Origin of the sequence: Micromonospora sp. NPDC023737, from assembly GCF_040639715.1 — a bacterium.
In the GTDB taxonomy this organism is placed as follows: domain Bacteria; phylum Actinomycetota; class Actinomycetes; order Mycobacteriales; family Micromonosporaceae; genus Micromonospora.
Genome location: NZ_JBFAAL010000027.1, coordinates 19,878 through 39,919 on the forward strand (window position 1 = coordinate 19,878; position 20,042 = coordinate 39,919).

At 71.4% G+C, this 20,042-nt stretch carries 17 protein-coding genes; 10 read left to right on the forward strand and 7 right to left on the reverse strand.

The window, feature by feature from the left end:
• Positions 1-103 precede the first annotated feature (103 nt).
• Positions 104-1,162: an aldo/keto reductase gene (locus tag AB0F98_RS30585; protein ID WP_357742652.1), complete on the forward strand. Its 1,059-nt coding sequence runs from the start codon at positions 104-106 to the stop codon at positions 1,160-1,162.
• Between the two features lie 129 nt (positions 1,163-1,291).
• On the opposite strand, the gene AB0F98_RS30590 is transcribed toward AB0F98_RS30585, so the two are convergent.
• Positions 1,292-3,451 carry an elongation factor G-like protein EF-G2 gene (locus tag AB0F98_RS30590; protein WP_357742655.1) on the reverse strand — a complete coding sequence of 720 codons (2,160 nt, stop codon included), beginning with the start codon at positions 3,449-3,451 and terminating at the stop codon, positions 1,292-1,294.
• A gap of 253 nt (positions 3,452-3,704) precedes the next feature.
• Here AB0F98_RS30590 and pgsA point away from each other — a divergent pair, with 253 nt between their 5' ends.
• The 8 genes from pgsA to AB0F98_RS30630 all read left to right on the forward strand — a co-directional run bounded on the left by pgsA (position 3,705) and on the right by AB0F98_RS30630 (position 10,509).
• A complete protein-coding gene (gene pgsA / locus AB0F98_RS30595) occupies positions 3,705-4,337 on the forward strand; it encodes a phosphatidylinositol phosphate synthase (protein WP_076470235.1) in 633 nt (210 codons plus the stop codon).
• Positions 4,334-5,245, forward strand: a complete 912-nt coding sequence (locus AB0F98_RS30600) for a phosphatidylinositol mannoside acyltransferase (RefSeq protein WP_357742658.1) — start codon at positions 4,334-4,336, stop codon at positions 5,243-5,245. Before pgsA ends, AB0F98_RS30600 begins: the two co-directional genes overlap by 4 nt.
• A gap of 2 nt (positions 5,246-5,247) precedes the next feature.
• Positions 5,248-6,408: a glycosyltransferase family 4 protein gene (locus tag AB0F98_RS30605; protein ID WP_357742719.1), complete on the forward strand. Its 1,161-nt coding sequence runs from the start codon at positions 5,248-5,250 to the stop codon at positions 6,406-6,408.
• 204 nt (positions 6,409-6,612) lie between these two features.
• On the forward strand, positions 6,613-7,116 hold the full coding sequence (locus tag AB0F98_RS30610; protein WP_357742661.1) for a hypothetical protein: 504 nt from the start codon (positions 6,613-6,615) through the stop codon (positions 7,114-7,116).
• Positions 7,117-7,440: 324 nt separating this feature from the next.
• Complete coding sequence (gene pdxS, locus AB0F98_RS30615; RefSeq protein WP_357742664.1) at positions 7,441-8,358, forward strand: pyridoxal 5'-phosphate synthase lyase subunit PdxS; 918 nt, start codon at positions 7,441-7,443, stop codon at positions 8,356-8,358.
• A 67-nt stretch (positions 8,359-8,425) separates the two neighbouring features.
• Positions 8,426-9,034 carry a pyridoxal 5'-phosphate synthase glutaminase subunit PdxT gene (pdxT, locus tag AB0F98_RS30620; RefSeq protein ID WP_357742667.1) on the forward strand — a complete coding sequence of 203 codons (609 nt, stop codon included), beginning with the start codon at positions 8,426-8,428 and terminating at the stop codon, positions 9,032-9,034.
• 422 nt (positions 9,035-9,456) lie between these two features.
• Positions 9,457-10,206 carry a YebC/PmpR family DNA-binding transcriptional regulator gene (locus AB0F98_RS30625; RefSeq protein WP_076470239.1) on the forward strand — a complete coding sequence of 250 codons (750 nt, stop codon included), beginning with the start codon at positions 9,457-9,459 and terminating at the stop codon, positions 10,204-10,206.
• A gap of 60 nt (positions 10,207-10,266) precedes the next feature.
• The gene (locus AB0F98_RS30630) at positions 10,267-10,509 is read left to right on the forward strand and encodes a hypothetical protein (protein ID WP_357742670.1); all 243 of its coding nucleotides are present in this window, start codon (positions 10,267-10,269) and stop codon (positions 10,507-10,509) included.
• A gap of 168 nt (positions 10,510-10,677) precedes the next feature.
• Here the strand turns inward: AB0F98_RS30630 and AB0F98_RS30635 are convergent, their stop codons facing one another.
• The 6 genes from AB0F98_RS30635 to AB0F98_RS30660 form a co-directional block, all read right to left on the reverse strand.
• Entirely contained in the window at positions 10,678-11,739 is a 1,062-nt protein-coding gene (locus AB0F98_RS30635; protein ID WP_357742673.1) for an ABC transporter permease, read from the reverse strand.
• Positions 11,736-12,629: an ATP-binding cassette domain-containing protein gene (locus AB0F98_RS30640; protein ID WP_357742676.1), complete on the reverse strand. Its 894-nt coding sequence runs from the start codon at positions 12,627-12,629 to the stop codon at positions 11,736-11,738. The genes AB0F98_RS30635 and AB0F98_RS30640 overlap by 4 nt, the downstream gene beginning before the upstream one ends.
• 81 nt (positions 12,630-12,710) lie before the next feature.
• Complete coding sequence (locus tag AB0F98_RS30645) at positions 12,711-13,430, reverse strand: response regulator transcription factor (RefSeq protein WP_357742679.1); 720 nt, start codon at positions 13,428-13,430, stop codon at positions 12,711-12,713.
• Positions 13,431-13,480: 50 nt separating this feature from the next.
• Positions 13,481-14,764, reverse strand: a complete 1,284-nt coding sequence (locus tag AB0F98_RS30650) for a sensor histidine kinase (RefSeq protein WP_357742682.1) — start codon at positions 14,762-14,764, stop codon at positions 13,481-13,483.
• A gap of 191 nt (positions 14,765-14,955) precedes the next feature.
• The gene (locus AB0F98_RS30655) at positions 14,956-15,903 is read right to left on the reverse strand and encodes a permease prefix domain 1-containing protein (protein WP_357742685.1); all 948 of its coding nucleotides are present in this window, start codon (positions 15,901-15,903) and stop codon (positions 14,956-14,958) included.
• Positions 15,900-16,241 carry a PadR family transcriptional regulator gene (locus AB0F98_RS30660; protein WP_357742687.1) on the reverse strand — a complete coding sequence of 114 codons (342 nt, stop codon included), beginning with the start codon at positions 16,239-16,241 and terminating at the stop codon, positions 15,900-15,902. The genes AB0F98_RS30655 and AB0F98_RS30660 overlap by 4 nt, the downstream gene beginning before the upstream one ends.
• A 240-nt stretch (positions 16,242-16,481) precedes the next feature.
• Here AB0F98_RS30660 and dnaE point away from each other — a divergent pair, with 240 nt between their 5' ends.
• Positions 16,482-20,015, forward strand: coding sequence for a DNA polymerase III subunit alpha (gene dnaE / locus AB0F98_RS30665; RefSeq protein ID WP_357742690.1), 3,534 nt, complete (start codon positions 16,482-16,484; stop codon positions 20,013-20,015).
• Positions 20,016-20,042 lie beyond the last annotated feature (27 nt).

A 20,042-nucleotide genomic window follows, 5' to 3' on the forward strand; every position in this document is an offset into this window, starting at 1 on the left:
CGTCCAGGCATGACGGACTCCGCCGAACACTCCGGGCTGGCGCCGCGACACGAATATCGCCCCTTGTTGTGTTCGACCGCGCTCGAGGTGGCACGATCTGCCGGTGGCAGTCACGACGCGGACGTTGGGGCGCAGTGGCATCGAGGTCAGCGCCCTGGGGATGGGCTGCTGGGCGATCGCCGGCCCGTGGGCGGAAGGCTCCCAACCGCTCGGCTGGGGTGCCGTCGACGACGACGAGTCGATCCGGGCGGTCCGCCGAGCGCTCGACCTGGGCGTCACCCTGTTCGACACCGCCGACACGTACGGGGCGGGGCACGGCGAGCGGATCCTCGGTCGCGCGCTGGCCGGTCGCCGCGACGAGGCGGTGATCGCCACCAAGTGGGGCTACACCTTCGACGAGGCCACCCGGCAGGCGACGGGGGAGGACGCCTCGCCCGGGTACCTGCGCCGGGCGGTCACCGACTCGCTGCGCCGGCTGGGCACGGACCGGATCGACCTGTACCAGCTGCACCTGGCCGACCTGCCGGTGCCGCGCGCCGAGGCCCTGATCGGCACGCTGGAGGAGATGGTCGCCGAGGGGCTGATCCGGGCGTACGGCTGGAGCACCGACCGCGCCGACCGCGCCGAGACGTTCGGCCACTCGGCTCCCGGCGCGACGGCCGTGCAGCACTCCCTCTCGGTGCTCCGGGACGCCCCTGAGCTGCTGGTCGTCTGCGACAAGTACGACCTGGTCAGCATCAACCGTGGGCCGCTCGGGATGGGGCTGCTCACCGGCAAGTACACGGCCACCTCCCGGCTGCCCCGCGACGACGTACGCGGACTCGCTCCGGGCTGGCTGGAGTGGTTCCGCGGTGGCCGGCCGGCGCCGGAGTGGCTGCGCCGGGTGGCGGCGGTACGGGACGCGCTGACCGCCGACGGGCGCACCCTGGCGCAGGGCGCCCTCGGCTGGATCTGGGCACGCAGCGGGCGGACGGTTCCGATCCCCGGCTGCCGTACCGTCGCCCAGGTGGAGGAGAACGCCGCGGCCCTGCACCACGGTCCGCTCGCGCCGGACCAGTTCGCCGAGGTGGAACGACAGCTCGCCGCCCTGCGCAGCGCGGCGCTCCGGCACGCCGATCACCCGGGCTGGCCCAGCCCCACCACCCCCGCCACCCACCCCTGACCCCGCACCGTCCCACCCGGAACCCCGCCGGGGCTTCGCCCCAGCCACTCGTTCACGGAAAGAGTGGCCATCCCAGCGGAGATAGCCACTCTTTCCGTGACCGAGGCCCCACACGACGGGGGGCGTGGGTTACGGGGTGGGGTGTTCCTTGCGGATCTGGTCGGCCAGGTGCGGGGGCATGGGGTCGTAGCGGACGAAGCTGCGCCGGAAGGTGCCGGTGCCGGCGGTCATCGAGCGCAGCTCCACGGCGTAGCGGAGCAGTTCGGTGGCGGGGACCTCGGCGCGGACCACGGTCCGTCCCTCACTGTCCGGATCCGACTCGGTGCCGAGCACCCGGCCGCGCCGGCCGGAGAGATCACCCATCACCGCGCCGACGGCGGAGTCGGGTACCCGGATGGTCACCTCGTCCACCGGTTCCAGCAGGGCCGGCTGCCCCTTCTCCACCGCGTCCCGCAGGGCCAGCGCCCCGGCGGTCTGGAACGCGGCGTCCGAGGAGTCGACGCTGTGCGCCTTGCCGTCGAAGAGGGTGACCCGCACGTCCACCACCGGGTAACCGGCGACCAGGCCCCGTTCCATCTGGGCCCGGACGCCCTTCTCCACCGACGGGATGTAGTTGTGCGGCACCGCGCCGCCGACCACCCGGTCCACGAACTCGAAGCCGGCGCCGCGCGGCAGCGGTTCGACCTCGATGTCGCAGACGGCGTACTGGCCGTGGCCGCCGGACTGCTTGACGTGCCAGCCGTGGCCCCTGGCCGTGCTGGTGAACGTCTCCCGCAGCGCCACCCGTACCGGTTCGGTGTCCAGCTCGACGCCGCCGGCGCGCAACCGATCGAGCACCACGTCGGCGTGCGCCTCGCCCATGCACCAGAGCACGAGCTGGTGGGTCTCCGCGTTGCGTTCCAGCCGCAGCGTCGGGTCGCCCGCGATCAGGCGGGACAGGTTGCGGGCCAGGGCGTCCTCGTCCGACCGGCTCTTCGCCACGATGGCCACCGGCAGCAGCGGCTCAGGCATCTCCCAGGGCGCGATGAGCAGCGGGGTCTCCTTGGTGGAGATCGTGTCGCCGGTCTCCGCGCTGCCCGACTTGGTGATCGCGCAGATGTCCCCGGCGACGCAGGCGCCCACCTCGCGCAGGGCGGAACCGAGCGGGGTGTAGATGTGCCCCACCCGCTCGTCGGAGTCGTGGTCGGGGTGCCCGCGCTCGGCGAGGCCGTGCCCGGAGACGTGCACGGTCTGCTCCGGACGCAGAGTGCCCGAGAAGACCCGCACCAGGGAAACCCGCCCCACGTGCCGGTCGATGGTGGTCTTGACGACCTCGGCGACCAGCGGTCCCTCCGGGTCGCAGGTGAGCGGCGGGTGTGCCGAGCCGTCCACGCCGGTCACCACGGGCAGCTCGTGTTCCAGCGGCGACGGGAAGGCGGCGGTGAGCACCTCCAGCAGGGTGTCCAGCCCGACGCCGGTCTCGGCGCACACCGGTATCACGGGGTAGAAGTGCCCCCGGGCGACGGCCTTCTCCAGGTCGTCGATGAGCACGTCGGTGCCGATCTCCTCGCCCTCGAGGTACCGGTCCATGAGCGACTCGTCCTCGCTCTCCGCGATGATCCCCTCGATGAGCTCGTCGCGCGGCTCGACGATGGCGGGCAGGTGCTCCGGGTCCGGCTGCCGGATCTCGGCGGGCAGCCCGCTGGTGTAGTCGAAGACCCGGCGGGTGATCAGGCTGAGCAGGCCGACGGTCGACACCCCGTCGTCGCCGAGCATCGGCAGGTAGAGCGGGAGCACGTTGTCGCCGAAGACGCGCTGGCAGAGCGCCACCGCCTCGTCGAAGTCGGCACGCGGGTGGTCCAGCCGGGAGACGGCGACCGCCCGGGGCATGTCCACCGCGGCGCACTCCTCCCAGAGCGCGGCGGTGGCCGCGTCCATCCCGTCGACCGCGGAGACGACGAAGAGCGCGGCGTCGGCGGCCCGCAGCCCGGCGCGCAGCTCGCCCACGAAGTCGGCGTAGCCGGGGGTGTCCAGGAGGTTGACCTTGATGCCGTCGTGCAGCAGCGGCGCACAGGCCAGGCTCACCGACCGCTGCTGGCGTACGGCGGAGGGGTCGTGGTCGCAGACGGTCGTGCCGTCGGTGACCGCGCCGGCCCGACCGATCGTGCCGCTCGCCCTGAGCAGCGCCTCGACCAGGGTCGTCTTGCCGACGCCGGAATGCCCGACGAGCACGACGTTGCGAACCCTGCCGGGCTCGGTCACCACCGGCACGACGCCGGTGACACCCTTCTCCTGACTCTTCTGCGCCATGGGGCGCACCTCCCTCAGCCGGTGGTGGTGGCGAACCGCCGCGCGTAACGGGACAGCGGCCCGGGGCGGGTGCGCGGCGATATCCTCCGGTGGACTGCTGCACAGCGAGAACTCGGACGGGTGGGCAGGTGAGCTGGGTCACCTTCCTGACCCGATCAGACACCCGTTCCGGGGCGCGCACAAGCTTTCGCCGCGCCGCCGCGCTGACCGGGCGTATCGCCGTAGCTGGGTGGACCGTTATCGTGGGACCGCCATGGCGAAGATCTTCCAAGTGTCGGCCCGCGCGGGGATGACCCGCGTCGTCGAGCCGCTCGCACGCGGCCTGCTCCGAGCGGGCGTCACCCCCAATGCGGTCACCGTGACCGGCACCGTCGGCGTGCTGGTCGGCGCGCTCGGCTTCGGCGCCCGCGGTGACCTGGTCGCCGGCGCGCTGATCGTCACGGTCTTCGCGCTCACCGACCTCCTCGACGGCACGATGGCCCGGATGAGCGGCGGCTCGACGAGGTTCGGCGCCTTCCTCGATTCGAGCATGGACCGGATCGCCGACAGCGCCGTCTTCGGCGCGGTCGCGTACTGGCTGGCCACCGAGGGTGACCACGCCGGCGTGGCCGCGGCGCTGCTCTGTCTGGCGGCCGGCAGCATCGTCTCGTACGTCAAGGCCCGGGCCGAGGGACTCGGCATGACCAGCAACGTGGGCATCGCCGAGCGCACCGAGCGGCTGCTGATCGTCGGGGTCGGCGGCCTGCTCACCGGGCTCGGCGTGCCGATGGCGTTGCAGATCGCGCTCTGGCTGCTCGCCGCCGTGTCGATCTTCACTGTGGGGCAGCGCATGCGGCACGTGTACCGGCAGGCCCGGCAGCTTCCCGCACCGGGTGCGAACGGGTGAATCTCACCGAGCTCGGGTACGTCGCGGGCTGGCGGGTCGTTCGCGCGTTGCCGCGACCCGTCGTGGCCGCGGCGTTCCGGGCCGGCGCGGACCGCGCGACCCGCAAGGGCGGCGCGGGTACGACCAGACTGCGGGCCAACCTGCGCCGGGTGGTCGGGCCGGAACTGCCCGACGCCGAGCTCGACGACCTGGTCAAGCGGGGCCTGCGTTCGTACGCCCGCTACTGGATGGAGGCGTTCCGGCTGCCGTCGCTGAGCCGCGAGCAGATCCTGGCCACCTTCCAGCTGGACGGTGCGGAGGAACTCGCGGCGGCCGTGACGGCCGGCACCGGCGCGGTGGTCGCGCTGCCGCACGCCGGTAACTGGGACGCCGCGGGTGCCTGGGTGGCCGCCAACGGCTGGCCGATCACCACCGTCGCCGAGCGGCTCGAGTCGGACGGTGTCTACCGGCGGTTCCTGGCCTTCCGCAGGGGCCTGGGCATGGAGATTCTGCCCAACCGCGGCGGCGAGCGTCCCGCGTTCGACGTGCTGGTCGACCGGCTGCGCGCCGGGGCGGTGGTGCCGCTGCTGGCCGACCGGGACCTCTCCGCGCGCGGGGTTGACGTCGACTTCTTCGGCGCCCGTACCCGCATGCCCGCCGGGCCGGCCATGCTGGCCCTGCGCACCGGGGCGCCGCTCTACGTGGCCTCCCTCTGGTACGAGCCGGAGCGGGCGCGGGCGGCGCTCGTGGGCCCGATCGCCGTGCCCGGCGCGGAGGAAGGCCCGCTCGACCAGCGGGTCCGGACGCTCACCCAACGCGTCGCCGACGAGTTCGCCGTGGGCATCGCCCGCCATCCGGAGGACTGGCACATGCTGCAACGCATGTGGCTCGACCAGCGGAGCGCGGCAGGCCCGGACAGCGGGCGATGACGTTGCGGATCGGCATCGTGTGCCCGTACTCGTTCGACATCCCGGGCGGGGTGCAGAACCACGTCATGGATCTCGCCGAGGCGCTGATCGCCCTCGGCCACGAGGTCAGCGTGCTCGCCCCGGCCGACGAGGACTCGCCGCTGCCGCCGTATGTCGTGCCGGCCGGCCGGGCGGTTCCCCTGCCGTACAACGGTTCGGTGGCCCGGATCGCGTTCGGCCCGGTGTCCACCGCCCGGGTACGGCGCTGGATCACCCGTGGCGACTTCGACGTGCTGCACGTCCACGAGCCGCTGACGTTGAGCCTGTCGCTGCTCGCGGTCCTGTCGGCCCGGGGTCCGGTGGTGGCCACCTTCCACACGGCGATCACCCGGTCCCGGGCGCTGGCCGCCGCGCAGGGGGTCCTCCAGATCGTGCTGGAGCGGATCACCGCCCGGATCGCGGTCAGCGCGCTGGCCCGCAAGGTGCAGGTCGAGCACATGGACGGCGGCGCGGTGGAGATCCCGAACGGCGTGGCGGTCGCCAAGTTCGCCCACGCCGACCCGCTGCCCGGGTGGCCGGGGGAGTGCGGGTCGGGCACCGGCGGGACGCTCGGCTTCCTGGGCCGGTTCACCGAGCCGCGCAAGGGTTTCTCCGTGTTGCGTGACGCCTTCGTCGACCTCGCCCCGAGCCGCCCGGGGCTGCGGCTGCTGGTCGCCGGCCCCGGCGAGCCGGACGAGCTGTTCGGCCAGTTCCCCGCGGCGTTGCGGGACCGGGTGACCTTCCTGGGTCTGGTGTCGGAGGAGGAGAAGGCGCGCATGCTGCGCAGCGCGCACCTCTACGTGGCGCCGAACACCGGCGGCGAGTCGTTCGGGATGATCCTCACGGAAGCGCTGGCGGCCGGCACCACGGTGGTCGCCAGCGACCTCGACGCGTTCCGCCGGGTGCTCGACGGCGGCCGTGCCGGCCGGCTCTTCCCCACCGGCGACCCGGTGGCGCTGCGCGACGCGCTCGTCGACCTGCTGGACGACGGGGCGGCGCGGGCCGCGCTGACCGCCTGCGGCGACCAGGTGGTGGCGAACTACGACTGGCCGGTCGTGGCCCGGCGGGTGCTCGAGGTGTACGCGGCGGCGATCGAGGCCACCGACGGTCGGGTCATCGACGAGGAGTGGGTGGGACTGGGTTGAGCCGTCGGCCCGCCGAGCGGGAGCGCCGGGTGCGGGCCGCCGGGCCGCGGGTGCCGGGGTGAGGCTGCCGAGGTGGGGGGTGCCCGGGACGCCGGGGCGTGGAGCTGATCGGATCGCCGGGGCGGCCGAAGCCGGGCCGTCGGCGGAGGAGCAGATCGCCGTGGCCGGCCGGGCCCGGCGAGACGGGAACGGAGCAGCACTACGATGCCGGGCATGTGGTGGGCGGTGGGCGCGATCGCGGTCGTCGGGCTCGTCTCGACGTACCTGGTCTGGACCGCCGGCCGGGTCGAACGGCTGCACGCCCGGGCGCAGCTGGCGGCGCGGGCCCTCGATGCCCACCTGTTGCGCCGGGCGGCGGCCGCCGCCGTGCTGGCCGAGCGGCGGTACGGCGTCGAGCTGTACGCGGCCGCGCGCATCGCGCTCGACGCGCACCCGGACGAGCGGGAGGCCGCCGAGAACGACCTGACCCGCCAGCTGCGCATGGTGCAACTCGACCCCACCGACCCGGACTGTGAGGCGGTGGTCGCCGCCAGCCGACGCCTGGCGCTGGCCCGGCAGGTGCACACCGACCTGGTCCGCGACGCACGGGCGGTGCGTGGGCGTACCTTGGTGCGGCTGTTGCGGATGGGACGCGGCCGGGAGTGGCCCCGGTACTTCGACATCGACGACCCGACCCTGACCGTTCCGGCGGACGTCCCCACCGGCTGAGCCGCCGGACCCACCCTGCGAACAAACGGACGTTCACCCCGAATGTCCGAGTCGATCAACCACCGTGCCGCCGCCCACCGCGCACGGCCCGGGAATCGCCGCCCGGCCGGGGAATCCCGCCGACCGCTCCAGGCCGGGGAATGCCGCCGACCGCTCCAGGCCGGGGAACGCCGCCGGACCGCGCGGGCCGGGACGGCCGCCGAGTGCCGGTGATGGCTGACACAGGGCAGGCCACCATGGGTCTGATTGGCTGTCGGAGCGGCGTTGTGCTGGGCGTAGCCTTTCCGCTGTCAGCCCCCGAGCACGTCCGAGGAGCGATAACTCGTGCCTGAAACCACCGCCCCGAACACCAGCGGCAGCCCCGTCGTCGGCACCGCCCGCGTCAAGCGCGGCATGGCCGAGATGCTCAAGGGCGGCGTGATCATGGACGTGGTCGACGCCGAACAGGCCAAGATCGCTGAGGACGCCGGAGCCGTCGCGGTGATGGCGCTCGAGCGGGTGCCGGCGGACATCCGCGCCCAGGGCGGCGTCGCCCGCATGAGCGACCCCGACATGATCGAGGGGATCATCAACGCCGTCTCGATCCCGGTCATGGCCAAGGCCCGCATCGGGCACTTCGTGGAGGCGCAGATCCTCCAGGCGCTCGGCGTCGACTACGTCGACGAGTCCGAGGTGCTGACCCCGGCCGACTACACCAACCACATCGACAAGTGGTCTTTCACCGTCCCCTTCGTGTGCGGCGCGACCAACCTGGGTGAGGCGCTGCGCCGGATCACCGAGGGCGCGGCGATGATCCGTTCCAAGGGCGAGGCGGGCACCGGTGACGTCTCCAACGCGACCACCCACATGCGGAAGATCCGCCAGGAGATCCGTCGGCTGAGCTCGCTGCCCGCCGACGAGCTCTACGTGGCGGCCAAGGAGCTCCAGGCACCGTACGAGCTGGTCAAGGAGGTCGCCGAGACCGGGAAGCTGCCGGTGGTGCTCTTCACCGCCGGCGGAATCGCCACCCCGGCCGACGCCGCGATGATGATGCAGCTGGGCGCCGAGGGTGTCTTCGTGGGCTCGGGCATCTTCAAGTCCGGCAACCCGGCCCAGCGGGCCGCCGCGATCGTCAAGGCGACGACCTTCCACGACGACCCCGACGTGCTGGCCAAGGTCTCCCGAGGTCTCGGCGAGGCGATGGTCGGCATCAACGTCGACGAGATCCCGCAGCCGCACCGCCTGGCCGAGCGCGGCTGGTGACGGCAGGAGAAGACCCCTCGCCCGTGCGGGGGGTCTTCCGCACACGGACTTCGGAAGGAGCGGTGCGATGAGCGGGACACCCGTCATCGGTGTGCTCGCCCTCCAGGGCGACGTACGCGAACACGTCGCGGCGTTGGCCGCGGCGGGCGCACATGCCGTCCCGGTACGCCGTACGCAGGAGTTGGAGGCCGTCGACGGTCTGGTCATCCCCGGCGGCGAGTCCACCACGATGAGCCGGCTGGCCGACGTGTTCGAGCTGCGCGAGCCGATCGACAAGCGGATCGCCGGTGGGATGCCTGTCTACGGCTCCTGCGCCGGCATGATCATGCTCGCCACCGAGGTGCTGGACGGCCGTCCCGACCAGCGCGGGTTCGACGGCATCTCGATGACCGTCCGGCGCAACGCCTTCGGCCGGCAGGTCGACTCGTTCGAGGCGCCGGTGACGATCACCGGCATCGCGGGCGAGCCGTTCCACGCGGTGTTCATCCGAGCGCCCTGGGTCGAGCGGGTCGGTGAGGGCGTGGAGGTGCTCGGCCAGGTCACCGACGGTCCGTCGGCCGGGCGGATCGTCGCGGTACGGCAGGGCAACCTGCTGGCCACCTCGTTCCACCCCGAGTTGACCGGCGACGTGCGGCTGCACCGCTACTTCGTCGACCTGGTGCGCGCCGCCGCCTGACGGCGGCGTCCCGGTCCGGCGGCGTCCCCGGGTGGCCCGTGACCGGTCTCGGCACTGATCAACTCGGGCTCCTTGATGTCGGGGTGTCCCGCGCGCCCGGACACCGCGATTTCAAGGAGCCCGAGTCGATCACCACGGGGCGGGCGTACCCCGGACGTCACGGCCGGTCCTCCCCGGCGGGCATGGATCCCGGCCGTGGGGTGTTGTGCTTTGAGTGCCCCCCGACGGCCCGGCGCTGCCAGCCGGTGATGACCGGGTGTGACATGGTGGGGCGCGGGCTCGGTAGGATTGCCGCCGTTCGGCAGGGCCATCCGCCCGCGTGGCGTCTCCCGCGGGAGCCGACCGGCCGCCGGATCGCCGAATGCGGCATTTGATCGGCGTGGCAGTCGACGCAGGCGTGGAACGACACACGGAGGTAGCAGATGTCCGGCCACTCAAAGTGGGCGACCACCAAGCACAAGAAGGCCGTCATCGACGCCAAGCGCGGCAAGATGTTCGCCAAGCTGATCAAGAACGTCGAGGTGGCGGCCCGGACCGGCGGCGGTGACCCCGCCGGCAACCCGACCCTCTACGACGCCATTCAGAAGGCGAAGAAGAACTCGGTCCCCAACGACAACATCGACCGCGCCGTGAAGCGCGGCTCCGGCCTGGAGGCCGGCGGCGCCGACTACCAGACGATCATGTACGAGGGCTACGGCCCGAACGGTGTCGCGCTGCTGATCGAGTGTCTGACCGACAACCGCAACCGCGCGGCCACCGAGGTGCGCACGGCGCTGACCCGCAACGGCGGCTCGTTCGCCGACGCCGGCTCGGTGTCGTACATGTTCTCCCGCAAGGGCGTCGTGATCGTCCCGAAGGCGGGGACCACCGAGGACGACGTGATGATGGCCGTCCTGGACGCCGGCGCGGAGGAGGTCAACGACCTCGACGAGGCGTTCGAGGTGGTCTCCGAGCCGACCGACCTGATCGCGGTCCGCACCGCCCTCCAGGAGGCCGGCATCGAGTACGAGTCGGCCGAGTCCTCGCTGATCCCGAGCGTCAACGTCCCGCTCGACGAGGAGGGCGCTCGTAAGATCTTCAAGCTGATCGACGTGCTGGAGGACTGCGACGACGTGCAGAACGTCTACGCGAACTTCGACGTCAGCGACGAGATCATGGCGGCGGTCGGCTGAGCCGAAGGGCTGGAAAGGAAGGCATCGGCCAAGGGCCGGTGCCTTCCTCGTCTCCAGAAGATGATCGTGGACCTCTACACTGCCGCGGTGAAGAACAGAAGGCAGGGTCAGTACGTCGGTGGCGTTGGGACGCTCTGCGTCGCCGTGGGGGCAACCATCTTCGGGTTGACCTTCGCCACCGGGGCTGACATGGAAACGCTCTTTGCCTGGGCAATGCTCGCGATCGGGGGTCTGCTGTTACGGATCGAGGCGGCGGTGTGGTTGAGCGGCCGGTCGGCACCCGCTCCTGACAGCAACGGCTAGTCGACCGGCGACGCCGACACGGCTTGGCGGCGCCGGCTGCCTGCCGGCTGGGAGCCCGTCCTCTGCTGACCGCCGGACTCTGATGCCGGTTCGCCGTTGTGGCGGAGTCCCGGCTGATAGGACACCACCACATCGGCGGGACACAGATGATCAAGGGCCTAAAGAGGGTCAGCTCACGCTCTCCCGGGTCCGCCAGGCCGTGCGGATCGAGGTGCGGCCGTTGGTGCGCAGCAGCGCGCCCTGGTACACCCGGGCTCCGGCGAGCAGGAACGCGAGCGCCGTGACCAGCAGCAGGACCAGCGCCAGCACCGGTTCCCAGGCGGCGGCGTCCCCGCTGAACAGCCGCAGCGGCATCGCCGTCGGCGCGGAGAGCGGTAGGTAGGACAGGATCCGCATGGCCGTCGCGTTGTCGTTCAGGAAGATCACCGCGAAGAACGGCAGCATCACCGCCATCTGCACCGGCGTGGAAACCCCGGCGATCTCCTCCTGGCGGCTGACCAGTGCCCCGGCCGCCGCCCACATGGACGCCACCAGCACGAAACCCACGAGGAAGAACGGCACGAACCACCCGATCGCCGGGCCCAGCAGGGGGAGCAGACCCCCGCCGTCCCCGAAGACCATGCCGGCGACCGCGACGAGAGCGACCAGCACGATCTGCCCGAGGGCCAGTACCGTGCCGGCGACCATCTTGCCGGCCAGCAACGCCCGAACCGGTACCGCGGCCACCAGGATCTCCACGATCCGGGTCTGCTTCTCCTCGATGACGCTCTGCGCGATCTGCACGCCGAAGATCTGCGACGTGATGAAGAAGATGAACGCGAAGATGAACGGCACCAGGAAGGCCGCCACCGGGTTCAACGCGTCGGGGTCCAGCAGCCGTACCTGCGGTTGGGTACTGAGCGCGGCCACCACGTCGTCGGGCACCTCGTCCATGGCGAGCACGGCCGGGCCGGAGACGACCGCGGCGTCCACGTCACCGTCGCGAACGGCCTGCTCGGCGGCGTCGTCGTCGGGGACCGTCCGGACCTCCAGCCCGGCGGCCCGCAGCGGACCGGCCGACTGTTCGGTGACGGCCACCGTGGACGGTCCACCGGAGAGCAGCGGCGGCAGGACGGTCGCCGCGGCGGTGATGATCAAGAAGAACAGGGTGCTGAACAGGAAGGTCTTGTCGCGCAGCTTGACCCGGATCTCGCGGGCGGCGACCAGGCGGGTGGCCTGCACGGCGTTCATTGGGCGACCTCTCGGAAGATCTCGGTGAGGGAGGGGCTGACCGGCCGGAATGCGCGTACCGGGCCGCGCGCCAACGCCGCGTGCAGCACCGGCTGCTCGTCGGCGCCGAGCGCGAGGTCGAAGACGGCGCGGGCGCCGTCCAGGTCGACCAGGGTCACGCCGGGCTGGTCACGCAGCCAGCCGGCGTCGGTCTCCACCACCAGTTCGAAGCGGGGCGAGGTGTACGTCTTGCGCAGCTGCTCGCGGTCACCTGCCGCCCGGATCACCCCGTCCGCGATGATCACGAGGTCGTCGCAGAGCCGCTCGACCACGTCGAGCTGATGACTGGAGAAGAGCACCGGCGCGCCGGCCGCCGCGCGTTCCCGCAGCACGCCGACGACGGTGTCCACGGCCAGCGGGTCCAGGCCGGAGAACGGCTCGTCGAGCACCAGCACCTCGGGATCGTGCACCAGCGCGGCGGCGATCTGCGCACGCTGCTGGTTGCCGAGCGAGAGCGTCTCCAACAGGTCGCCACCCCGCTCGGCGAGGCCCACCCGCTCCAGCAGCGCCTCCGTGGCCCGCGCGGCTGCGGCGGCGGTCATGCCGTGCAGGCGGCCCAGGTAGACGACCTGTTCCCGGACGCTCATCTTCGGGTACAGGCCACGTTCCTCCGGCATGTAGCCGAAGCGCCCCCGTACCTGCGGGCTCAGCGGAGCCCCCTGCCAGGTCACCCGGCCGGCGTCGGCGGCGAGCACCCCGAGGATGATCCGCATGGTGGTGGTCTTGCCGGCGCCGTTGCCGCCGACGAACCCGGTCATCCGGCCGGCCACCACGTCGAAGGACACGTTCTTCAGTGCCTGCCGGTCGCCGAAGCTGCGGTCGACGCCGTCGAGGCGAAGCACACTGGTCACAGCCGTCACGCTAGTTCGGCGGCCGGCCACCGCCGTCCGTCGGCGGACGGATACCCGGTGTCCGCCTGATGGCGGAGGCGGTCACGCGCCGGGGCGAACCACCCCGTGCTCGTACGCGAAGACCACCGCCTGTACGCGGTCTCGCAGGCCGAGCTTCGCGAGCACCCGGCTCACGTGCGTCTTCACCGTGGCCTCGCCGAGGTGCAGGTGGGCGGCGATCTCCGCGTTGCTGGCGCCCCGGGCGACCAGCTCCAGCACCTCCCGCTCGCGGGGGGTGAGCTCGTCCAGCTCAGCCGGGCCTCCCGCCGCGCCGCCGGCCGCCGACGTTCCGCCGGTGCCGGGCCGGGTGAAGGTGGCGATCACCCGGCGGGTGATCTCCGGAGCGAGCAGGCCGTCGCCACGGGCCACCACCCGGATCGCCTCGATCAGTGACTCCGGGGTGCCGTTCTTGAGCAGGAACCCGCTCGCCCCCGCGCGTAGCGCGGAGAAGAGGTAGTCGTCCCGGTCGAAGGTGGTGAGGATCAGCACCGCCGGCCCGTCCGCGTCACCCGACGCGGTGATCCGGCGGGTCGCCTCCAAGCCGTCCACGCCGGGCATCTCCACGTCCATGAGCACCACGTCCGGGTGCAGCGCCCGGGTCATGCTCACCGCGCGTTCGCCGTCGGCCGCCTCGCCGACGACCTCGATGTCGTCCTCCACCTCGAGGATGACCCGGAAGCCGGTCCGGACCAGATGCTGGTCGTCGGCGAGCAGCACCCGGATCGGCCGCTCCGCACCGGGCAGGCCGGCAACACCACTCATTCCGGCTCCACCGCTCATACCGGTTCCACCGCTCATGCCGGCTCCGCGGCTCATACGGGCTCCGCCACGGTCACCGCGAGCGGGAAGCGGGCACGCACCCGCCAACCGCCGCCGGCACGTTCGCCGGCCTCCAGGACGCCGCCGTGCGTGCCGACCCGCTCGCGCATGCCGACCAGACCCAGCCCGTCCGGATTGGCGGGGCGGGTGGGCCGCCCGTCGTCGGTCACGTCGACCTCCACCTCCTTGGCCAGGTACCGTAGCCGCACGTCGAGCGCGCGGGCTCCGGTGGCGTGCTTGAGCACGTTGGTGACGGCCTCCTGGACGACCCGGTGGATCGCCTGCGACACCGACTCCGGCAGCGGCACCGCCTCTCCGTACACCGCGAAGGTCGCCTGCAGCCCGGCGTCGCGGGCCCGCTCCACCACCGCGGCGATCTGGTCCACACCGGAGGGCGCCTCGACGCGCTCCGGGGTGCCCTCGCTCGCGCGCAGCACACCGAGCATCCGGCGCAGCTCGTCGACGGCCGTACGGGCGGTCTCCTCGATCGCGGTCAGCGCGGTCCGGGCCTTGGTCGCGTCCCGGTCGAAGACCCGGCGCGCGGCCGCCGCCTGCACGCCCATCACCGACACATGGTGGGCGACCACGTCGTGCAGTTCGCGGGCGATGCGTACCCGCTCACCGATCACTGCCCGCCCGCGCGCCTCGGCCTGCGAGCGGCGCAGCTCCTCGGCCTGCTCGGCCAGCTCGTGCTGCCGGCGGGCGGCCAGCCACGCGGTCTCCCCGAAGAAGTACGCGAAGCCGAAGTAGAGCCCGTTGACCAGGACCCCGCTGACCAGGGCGGCGAGCACCGGGGGTACCGGCCCGACCGCCTGGGGGAACGCGTCGGGCGGGATGCTGCCGACGGTGACCGCGTAGTAGACGCCGAGCCAGGCGAACATGGTGGCGATCACGCCGATCCGCAGCCGCCGGGACAGCCTGCGGTCCGGCCCCCAGGCGCCGAGCGAGTAGATCGCGGCGAAGATCGCCCACCCGGAGAGCTGCACCTCCGGGGCGGAACGCGCCTGGGCGCCGATGAACATGACCGCGACGACGACGAGCACGCTCGCGGGGTAGCGCCGTCGCCAGATCAGCGGCAGCGGCACCGCCACCGTCCAGAGGAGCTGTTCCGGCACGGAGGGCGGCGGCCCCAGCAGGAACGCCCCGGTGCTGCGGGTCAGCGTGAGGCTGAACAGCGCCAGGACCGTGATCGCGAGTCCGGCGTACAGGTCGAGCCGCCGCTGTTCCGGGGTGGGGCCGGGCCGGCGCCAGTCGTCGTCGGGGGTGGGGGTGGTCATCCCCCAAAGGATGTCATCCCATCGGCCTTCGTCGCCCGGGGGTTTTTCCGGGGCGGTGCCGGCCGCCGGCCGCGCGGTCCGGACGGTCGTCGCGGCGGCCACCACCGGGACCCGGCGCCCCCCGGTTGGGCGCCGGACGCGCCGCGGCCCGGCACCTCGGTGAGGGCCGGGCCGCGACGTGCCGAGCTGCGTCACTGTCGTCCGCGGTACGCCTTGATCGAGCTGTCGATGACGTCCCAGGCGGTGATCAGGACCGTGCCGACGATGACGAACGTGGCGACGTTGTTCAGGTTCTCCTCGCGGGAGAGCCACTCCCACCGGTTCACGAAATCCGGGTTGAGCAGGCGGTCCGTCGAGACCAGCCAGATCACCGGGACGGCGAACGCGAGGTCCAGCGCGGCGTTGACCCCGACCAGCGGCCACGTCCAGCGGCCGGCGCGGAACTTGGCGAGCTCCAGGCCGATGGTGGCGACCAGCACCGCGATCAGGAAGGGCAGCCAGAAGCTCCACAGTGCCGGGTCGAGGATCGGCAGGTTCTCGCCGTCGTTGCCGGGTACGAACGAGTGGAAGTGCTGGAGCGGCAGGTACGCGATGACCAGCACCAGCCATCCGATGGCGGCGACCGTGTCGACCGGCTTGATCTGCCGATTGACGTAGTCCTCCTGGAGCTGATCGACGGTCCACGCCGGCAGATTGAGTGAGGTGTTGGTGCGCTCCAGCACCGCGAAGACCAGGGTGACCCAGAAGCCGATCTGGACCACGGTCTGGATCGCGGCGCCGATCCCCGCGCCGACCGCGTCACCCGAGTTCCCGTCGGTCGCCTCCACCAGGCCGACGATGACCCCGACCAGCGCCGGGATGAAGCTGAGCAGCAGCTTCATCAGCCGCTCCCAGGCCAGGTAGTAGGTCGGGCCGATGAGCTGCAGACGCCGGTCGGCGTAGCGGGCCGCGAGCTGCGCGGGGTTGCCCAGTTCGGTGAGCACCTCGCGCTCGGCGGCCTCGGCGTCCCGACCGTCGGCGCGCCGGCCGTCGATCATGTCCTCGATGGAGCCGCGCAGCTCGGTCGCGATCTCCTCGCGCCGGGCGGCCGGCACCGCCCGCAGGGTGGCGGCGAGGTAGCGGTCGGTCAGGGAGGTCATCGTCCTACTCCTTCGATCAGCCCGGTGAGAGAGGTCTGTACGGCGGCGAGGTCGTCGAGGAGCCGGCGGAGCACCGATTCGCCTTCGTCGCTGGTGCGGTAGAACTTGCGCGGTCGGCTTTCCTCGGTGTTCCACTCGCTGGTCAGCAGCCCCTGCTCCTCGAGCCGGCGCAGCAGCGGGTAGAGGGTGTTGGCGTCCACCGGGAAGCCGTGCCCGGTGAGCCGTTGCAGCAGCGCGTAGCCGTAGTCGGGGTGGCGCAGAGCGATCAGGCTCGCCACCACGACCGTGCCCCGGCGTAGCTCTTGGAGGTGGGTCCGTAGCACTTCGTCACTGCCCATGCGTCACACGATACTGTGCGCCACACACTAATGTCCACCCCTACATCGTCGTGTGGCTGACAACGGTGTGTGTCGGGCGATGCTGTGGCGGTCTACCGGCTGTCAGTGCCGGCCCGCACGGCGCGACGAGACGCGTGCCACGAGCCCCGGCGCGGACGGTGGAGCCACGGAGTTGACCTCGGTAGGGTGGTCCCCGGTCGGTTCCCGACCGCCAAGATCCACAGCTGGGGGGCGCCTCGCATGGGCGATTCGTTCGCGCATCTGCACGTACACACCGAGTACTCGATGCTCGACGGAGCGGCCCGGCTCAAGGACCTGTTCGCCGAGGTCAGCCGCCAGGAGATGCCCGCGGTCGCGATGACCGACCACGGCAACATGCACGGCGCCAACGACTTCTACAAGCAGGCGATGGCCGCCGGGGTGAAGCCGATCCTCGGCGTCGAGGCGTACGTCGCGCCGGAGTCGCGCTTCCACAAGCAGCGGGTCAAGTGGGGCCGCCCCGAGCAGAAGAGCGACGACGTCTCCGGTAACGGCGCGATCACCCACATGACCATGTGGGCGCAGAACAAGACAGGGCTGCACAACCTCTTCAAGCTCAACTCGCGCGCCTCCATGGAGGGCCACTACATCAAGTGGCCCCGGATGGACATGGAGCTGATCGCCGAGTACGCCGAAGGGATCATGGCTACCACCGGCTGCCCCTCCGGCGCCGTGCAGACCCGGCTGCGGCTCGGGCAGTTCGACGAGGCGCTCAAGGTCGCCGGGGCGTACCAGGACATCTTCGGCAAGGAGAACTACTACCTGGAGCTGATGGACCACGGCCTGGACATCGAGAAGCGGGTCCGCGACGGGCTGATCGAGCTCGGCCGGAAGCTCGACATCCCGCCGGTGATCACCAACGACTCGCACTACACCCGCGAGGACCAGGCGGAGGCGCACGACGTACTGCTGTGCGTGCAGACCGCCAGCAACATCGCCGACCCCAACCGGTTCCGCCTCGAGGGCGGCGGCTACTACATCAAGTCCGCCGACCAGATGCGCGCGGTCAACTCCTCTGAGCTCTGGCTGGAGGGCTGCCGCAACACGCTGCTGGTGGCCGAGAAGGTCGACCCGGCGGGCATGTTCGAATTCCACAACCTCATGCCGCGCTTCCCCGTGCCGGACGGGGAGACCGAGGAGTCCTGGTTCCGTAAGGAGACCTTCGCCGGCCTGCACCGCCGCTACCCGAACGGCATTCCCGAGGGGCACGTCAAGCAGGCCGAGTACGAGCTGGGCGTCATCGTCCAGATGGGCTTCCCGTCGTACTTCCTCGTGGTCGCCGACTTCATCCAGTGGGCGAAGAGCCAGGGCATCGCGGTCGGCCCCGGCCGAGGCTCGGCAGCCGGCTCGCTGGTGGCGTACGCGCTGGGCATCACCGACCTGGACCCGATCCCGCACGGGCTGATCTTCGAGCGGTTCCTCAACCCCGAGCGCGTCTCGATGCCGGATGTCGACATCGACTTCGACGAGCGCCGGCGCGGTGAGGTCATCAAGTACGTCACCGACAAGTGGGGCGAGGACAAGGTCGCGCAGATCGCCACCTTCGGCACCATCAAGGCGAAGGCCGCGATCAAGGACTCGGCCCGGGTGCTCGGCTACCCGTACGCGGTCGGCGACCGGATCACCAAGGCGATGCCCCCGGCGGTGATGGGCAAGGACATCCCGCTCACCGGCATCTTCGACCCGAAGCACCCGCGCTACGCCGAGGCCGGTGAGATCCGGGGCCTCTACGAGTCCGACCCGGACGTCAAGAAGGTCATCGACACGGCCAAGGGCATCGAGGGGCTGATCCGGCAGACCGGTGTGCATGCCGCCGGCGTCATCATGTCCGCCGAGCCGATCATCGATCACATCCCGCTGATGCGCCGGGACTCCGACGGGGTCATCATCACCCAGTTCGACTACCCGACGTGCGAGTCGCTCGGGCTGTTGAAGATGGACTTCCTCGGCCTGCGAAACCTGACCATCCTCGACGACGCGGTCAAGAACATCCAGCTCAACCACGGCAAGGAGCTGGACCTGCTGTCCCTGCCGCTGGACGACAAGGCGGCCTACGAGTTGCTGGCCCGGGGCGACACCCTGGGCGTGTTCCAGCTGGACGGCGGGCCGATGCGCTCGCTGCTGAGGCTCATGAAGCCGGACAACTTCGAGGACATCTCGGCTGTCCTGGCGCTCTACCGGCCCGGCCCGATGGGCGTCGATTCGCACACCAACTACGCGTTGCGCAAGAACGGCCTCCAGGAGATCACCCCGATCCACCCGGAGCTGGAGGAGCCGCTGCGGGAGATCCTCGCCCCCACCTACGGCCTCATCGTCTACCAGGAGCAGGTGCAGCGCGCCGCGCAGATCCTGGCCGGCTACAGCCTCGGCCAGGCGGACCTGCTGCGCCGGGCGATGGGTAAGAAGAAGAAGGAGATCCTCGACAAGGAGTTCGTGCCGTTCCGCGACGGCTGCCGCGAGCGGGGCTACTCCGACGAGGCGATCCAGGCGGTGTGGGATGTGCTGGTCCCGTTCGCAGGCTACGCGTTCAACAAGGCGCACTCCGCCGCGTACGGCCTGGTGTCCTACTGGACGGCGTACCTCAAGGCGCACTATCCGGCCGAGTACATGGCGGGGCTGCTGACCAGCGTCGGCGACGACAAGGACAAGATGGCGCTGTACCTGTCCGAGTGCCGCCGGATGCGGATCCAGGTGCTGCCGCCCGACGTGAACACCTCCGCCGGCCCGTTCACCCCGGTCGGCAAGGACATCCGCTTCGGCCTGGCGGCGGTGCGCAACGTCGGCGCGAACGTGGTCGCCTCGATCATGCGGTGCCGCGACGAGAAGGGCGCGTACACCGACTTCTACGACTTCCTGTCGAAGGTCGACGCGGTGGTCTGCAACAAGAAGACCATCGAATCGCTGATCAAGGCCGGCGCGTTCGATTCCCTGGGGCACAGCCGCAAGGGGCTGCTTCAGGTGCACGCGGACGCCATCGACGCGTACGCCGACGTCAAGCGCAAGGAGGCCACCGGCCAGTACGACCTGTTCGGGGCGGGCTTCGGCGACGTGGAGAGCACCGCCAGCGCCACGGTCATGCCGGTGATCGGCGAGAGCGAGTGGGACAAGCGCGACAAGCTCGCCTTCGAACGGGAGATGCTCGGCCTCTACGTCTCCGACCACCCCCTGTTCGGCCTGGAGCACATCCTCAACGCGGCGGCGGACACCACGATCGCCGCACTCGCCGAAGACGGCGCGGTGCCGGACGGGGCGGTCGTCACCCTCGCCGGGATCCTCTCCGGGGTGCAGCGCCGGGTCACCAAGCAGGGGCGGGCGTGGGCTTCGGCCACCCTGGAGGACCTCGCGGGTGGGGTGGAGGCGCTCTTCTTCCCGAACACGTACGAGGTGATCGGCCAGTACATCGCCGAGGACGCCATCGTGGTGGTCAAGGGGCGGGTGGACCGGCGCGACGACACGCCGCGCATCATGGCGATGGACATGTCGATGCCGGACGTCAGCGCCAGCGCGGCGAACAAACCCGTCACCCTCACCATCCCGGTGACCCGATGCACCCCGCCCCTGGTCGAGCGGCTCAAGGAGACGCTGGTGCTGCATCCCGGCGACGCCGAGGTGCACGTCAAGCTCCTCAACGGCAGCAAGACCACCATGCTGCGGCTCGGCCCGTTCCGGGTGGCGGCCACGACCGCCCTGATGGCGGACCTGAAGAGCGTCCTCGGCCCGGCGAACGTGAGCTGACCCCGGGGCGGACACATGCATGATCGC

Coding starts and splice junctions, on each gene's coding strand:
- AB0F98_RS30590 (WP_357742655.1), bottom strand. CDS start 3,451: ATGGCGCAGAAGAGTCAGGAGAAGGGTGTCACCGGCGTCGTGCCGGTG.
- pgsA (WP_076470235.1), top strand. CDS start 3,705: ATGGCGAAGATCTTCCAAGTGTCGGCCCGCGCGGGGATGACCCGCGTC.
- AB0F98_RS30610 (WP_357742661.1), top strand. CDS start 6,613: ATGCCGGGCATGTGGTGGGCGGTGGGCGCGATCGCGGTCGTCGGGCTC.
- pdxT (WP_357742667.1), top strand. CDS start 8,426: ATGAGCGGGACACCCGTCATCGGTGTGCTCGCCCTCCAGGGCGACGTA.
- AB0F98_RS30625 (WP_076470239.1), top strand. CDS start 9,457: ATGTCCGGCCACTCAAAGTGGGCGACCACCAAGCACAAGAAGGCCGTC.
- AB0F98_RS30630 (WP_357742670.1), top strand. CDS start 10,267: ATGATCGTGGACCTCTACACTGCCGCGGTGAAGAACAGAAGGCAGGGT.
- AB0F98_RS30635 (WP_357742673.1), bottom strand. CDS start 11,739: ATGAACGCCGTGCAGGCCACCCGCCTGGTCGCCGCCCGCGAGATCCGG.
- AB0F98_RS30645 (WP_357742679.1), bottom strand. CDS start 13,430: ATGAGTGGTGTTGCCGGCCTGCCCGGTGCGGAGCGGCCGATCCGGGTG.
- AB0F98_RS30650 (WP_357742682.1), bottom strand. CDS start 14,764: ATGACCACCCCCACCCCCGACGACGACTGGCGCCGGCCCGGCCCCACC.
- AB0F98_RS30655 (WP_357742685.1), bottom strand. CDS start 15,903: ATGACCTCCCTGACCGACCGCTACCTCGCCGCCACCCTGCGGGCGGTG.
- AB0F98_RS30660 (WP_357742687.1), bottom strand. CDS start 16,241: ATGGGCAGTGACGAAGTGCTACGGACCCACCTCCAAGAGCTACGCCGG.
- dnaE (WP_357742690.1), top strand. CDS start 16,482: ATGGGCGATTCGTTCGCGCATCTGCACGTACACACCGAGTACTCGATG.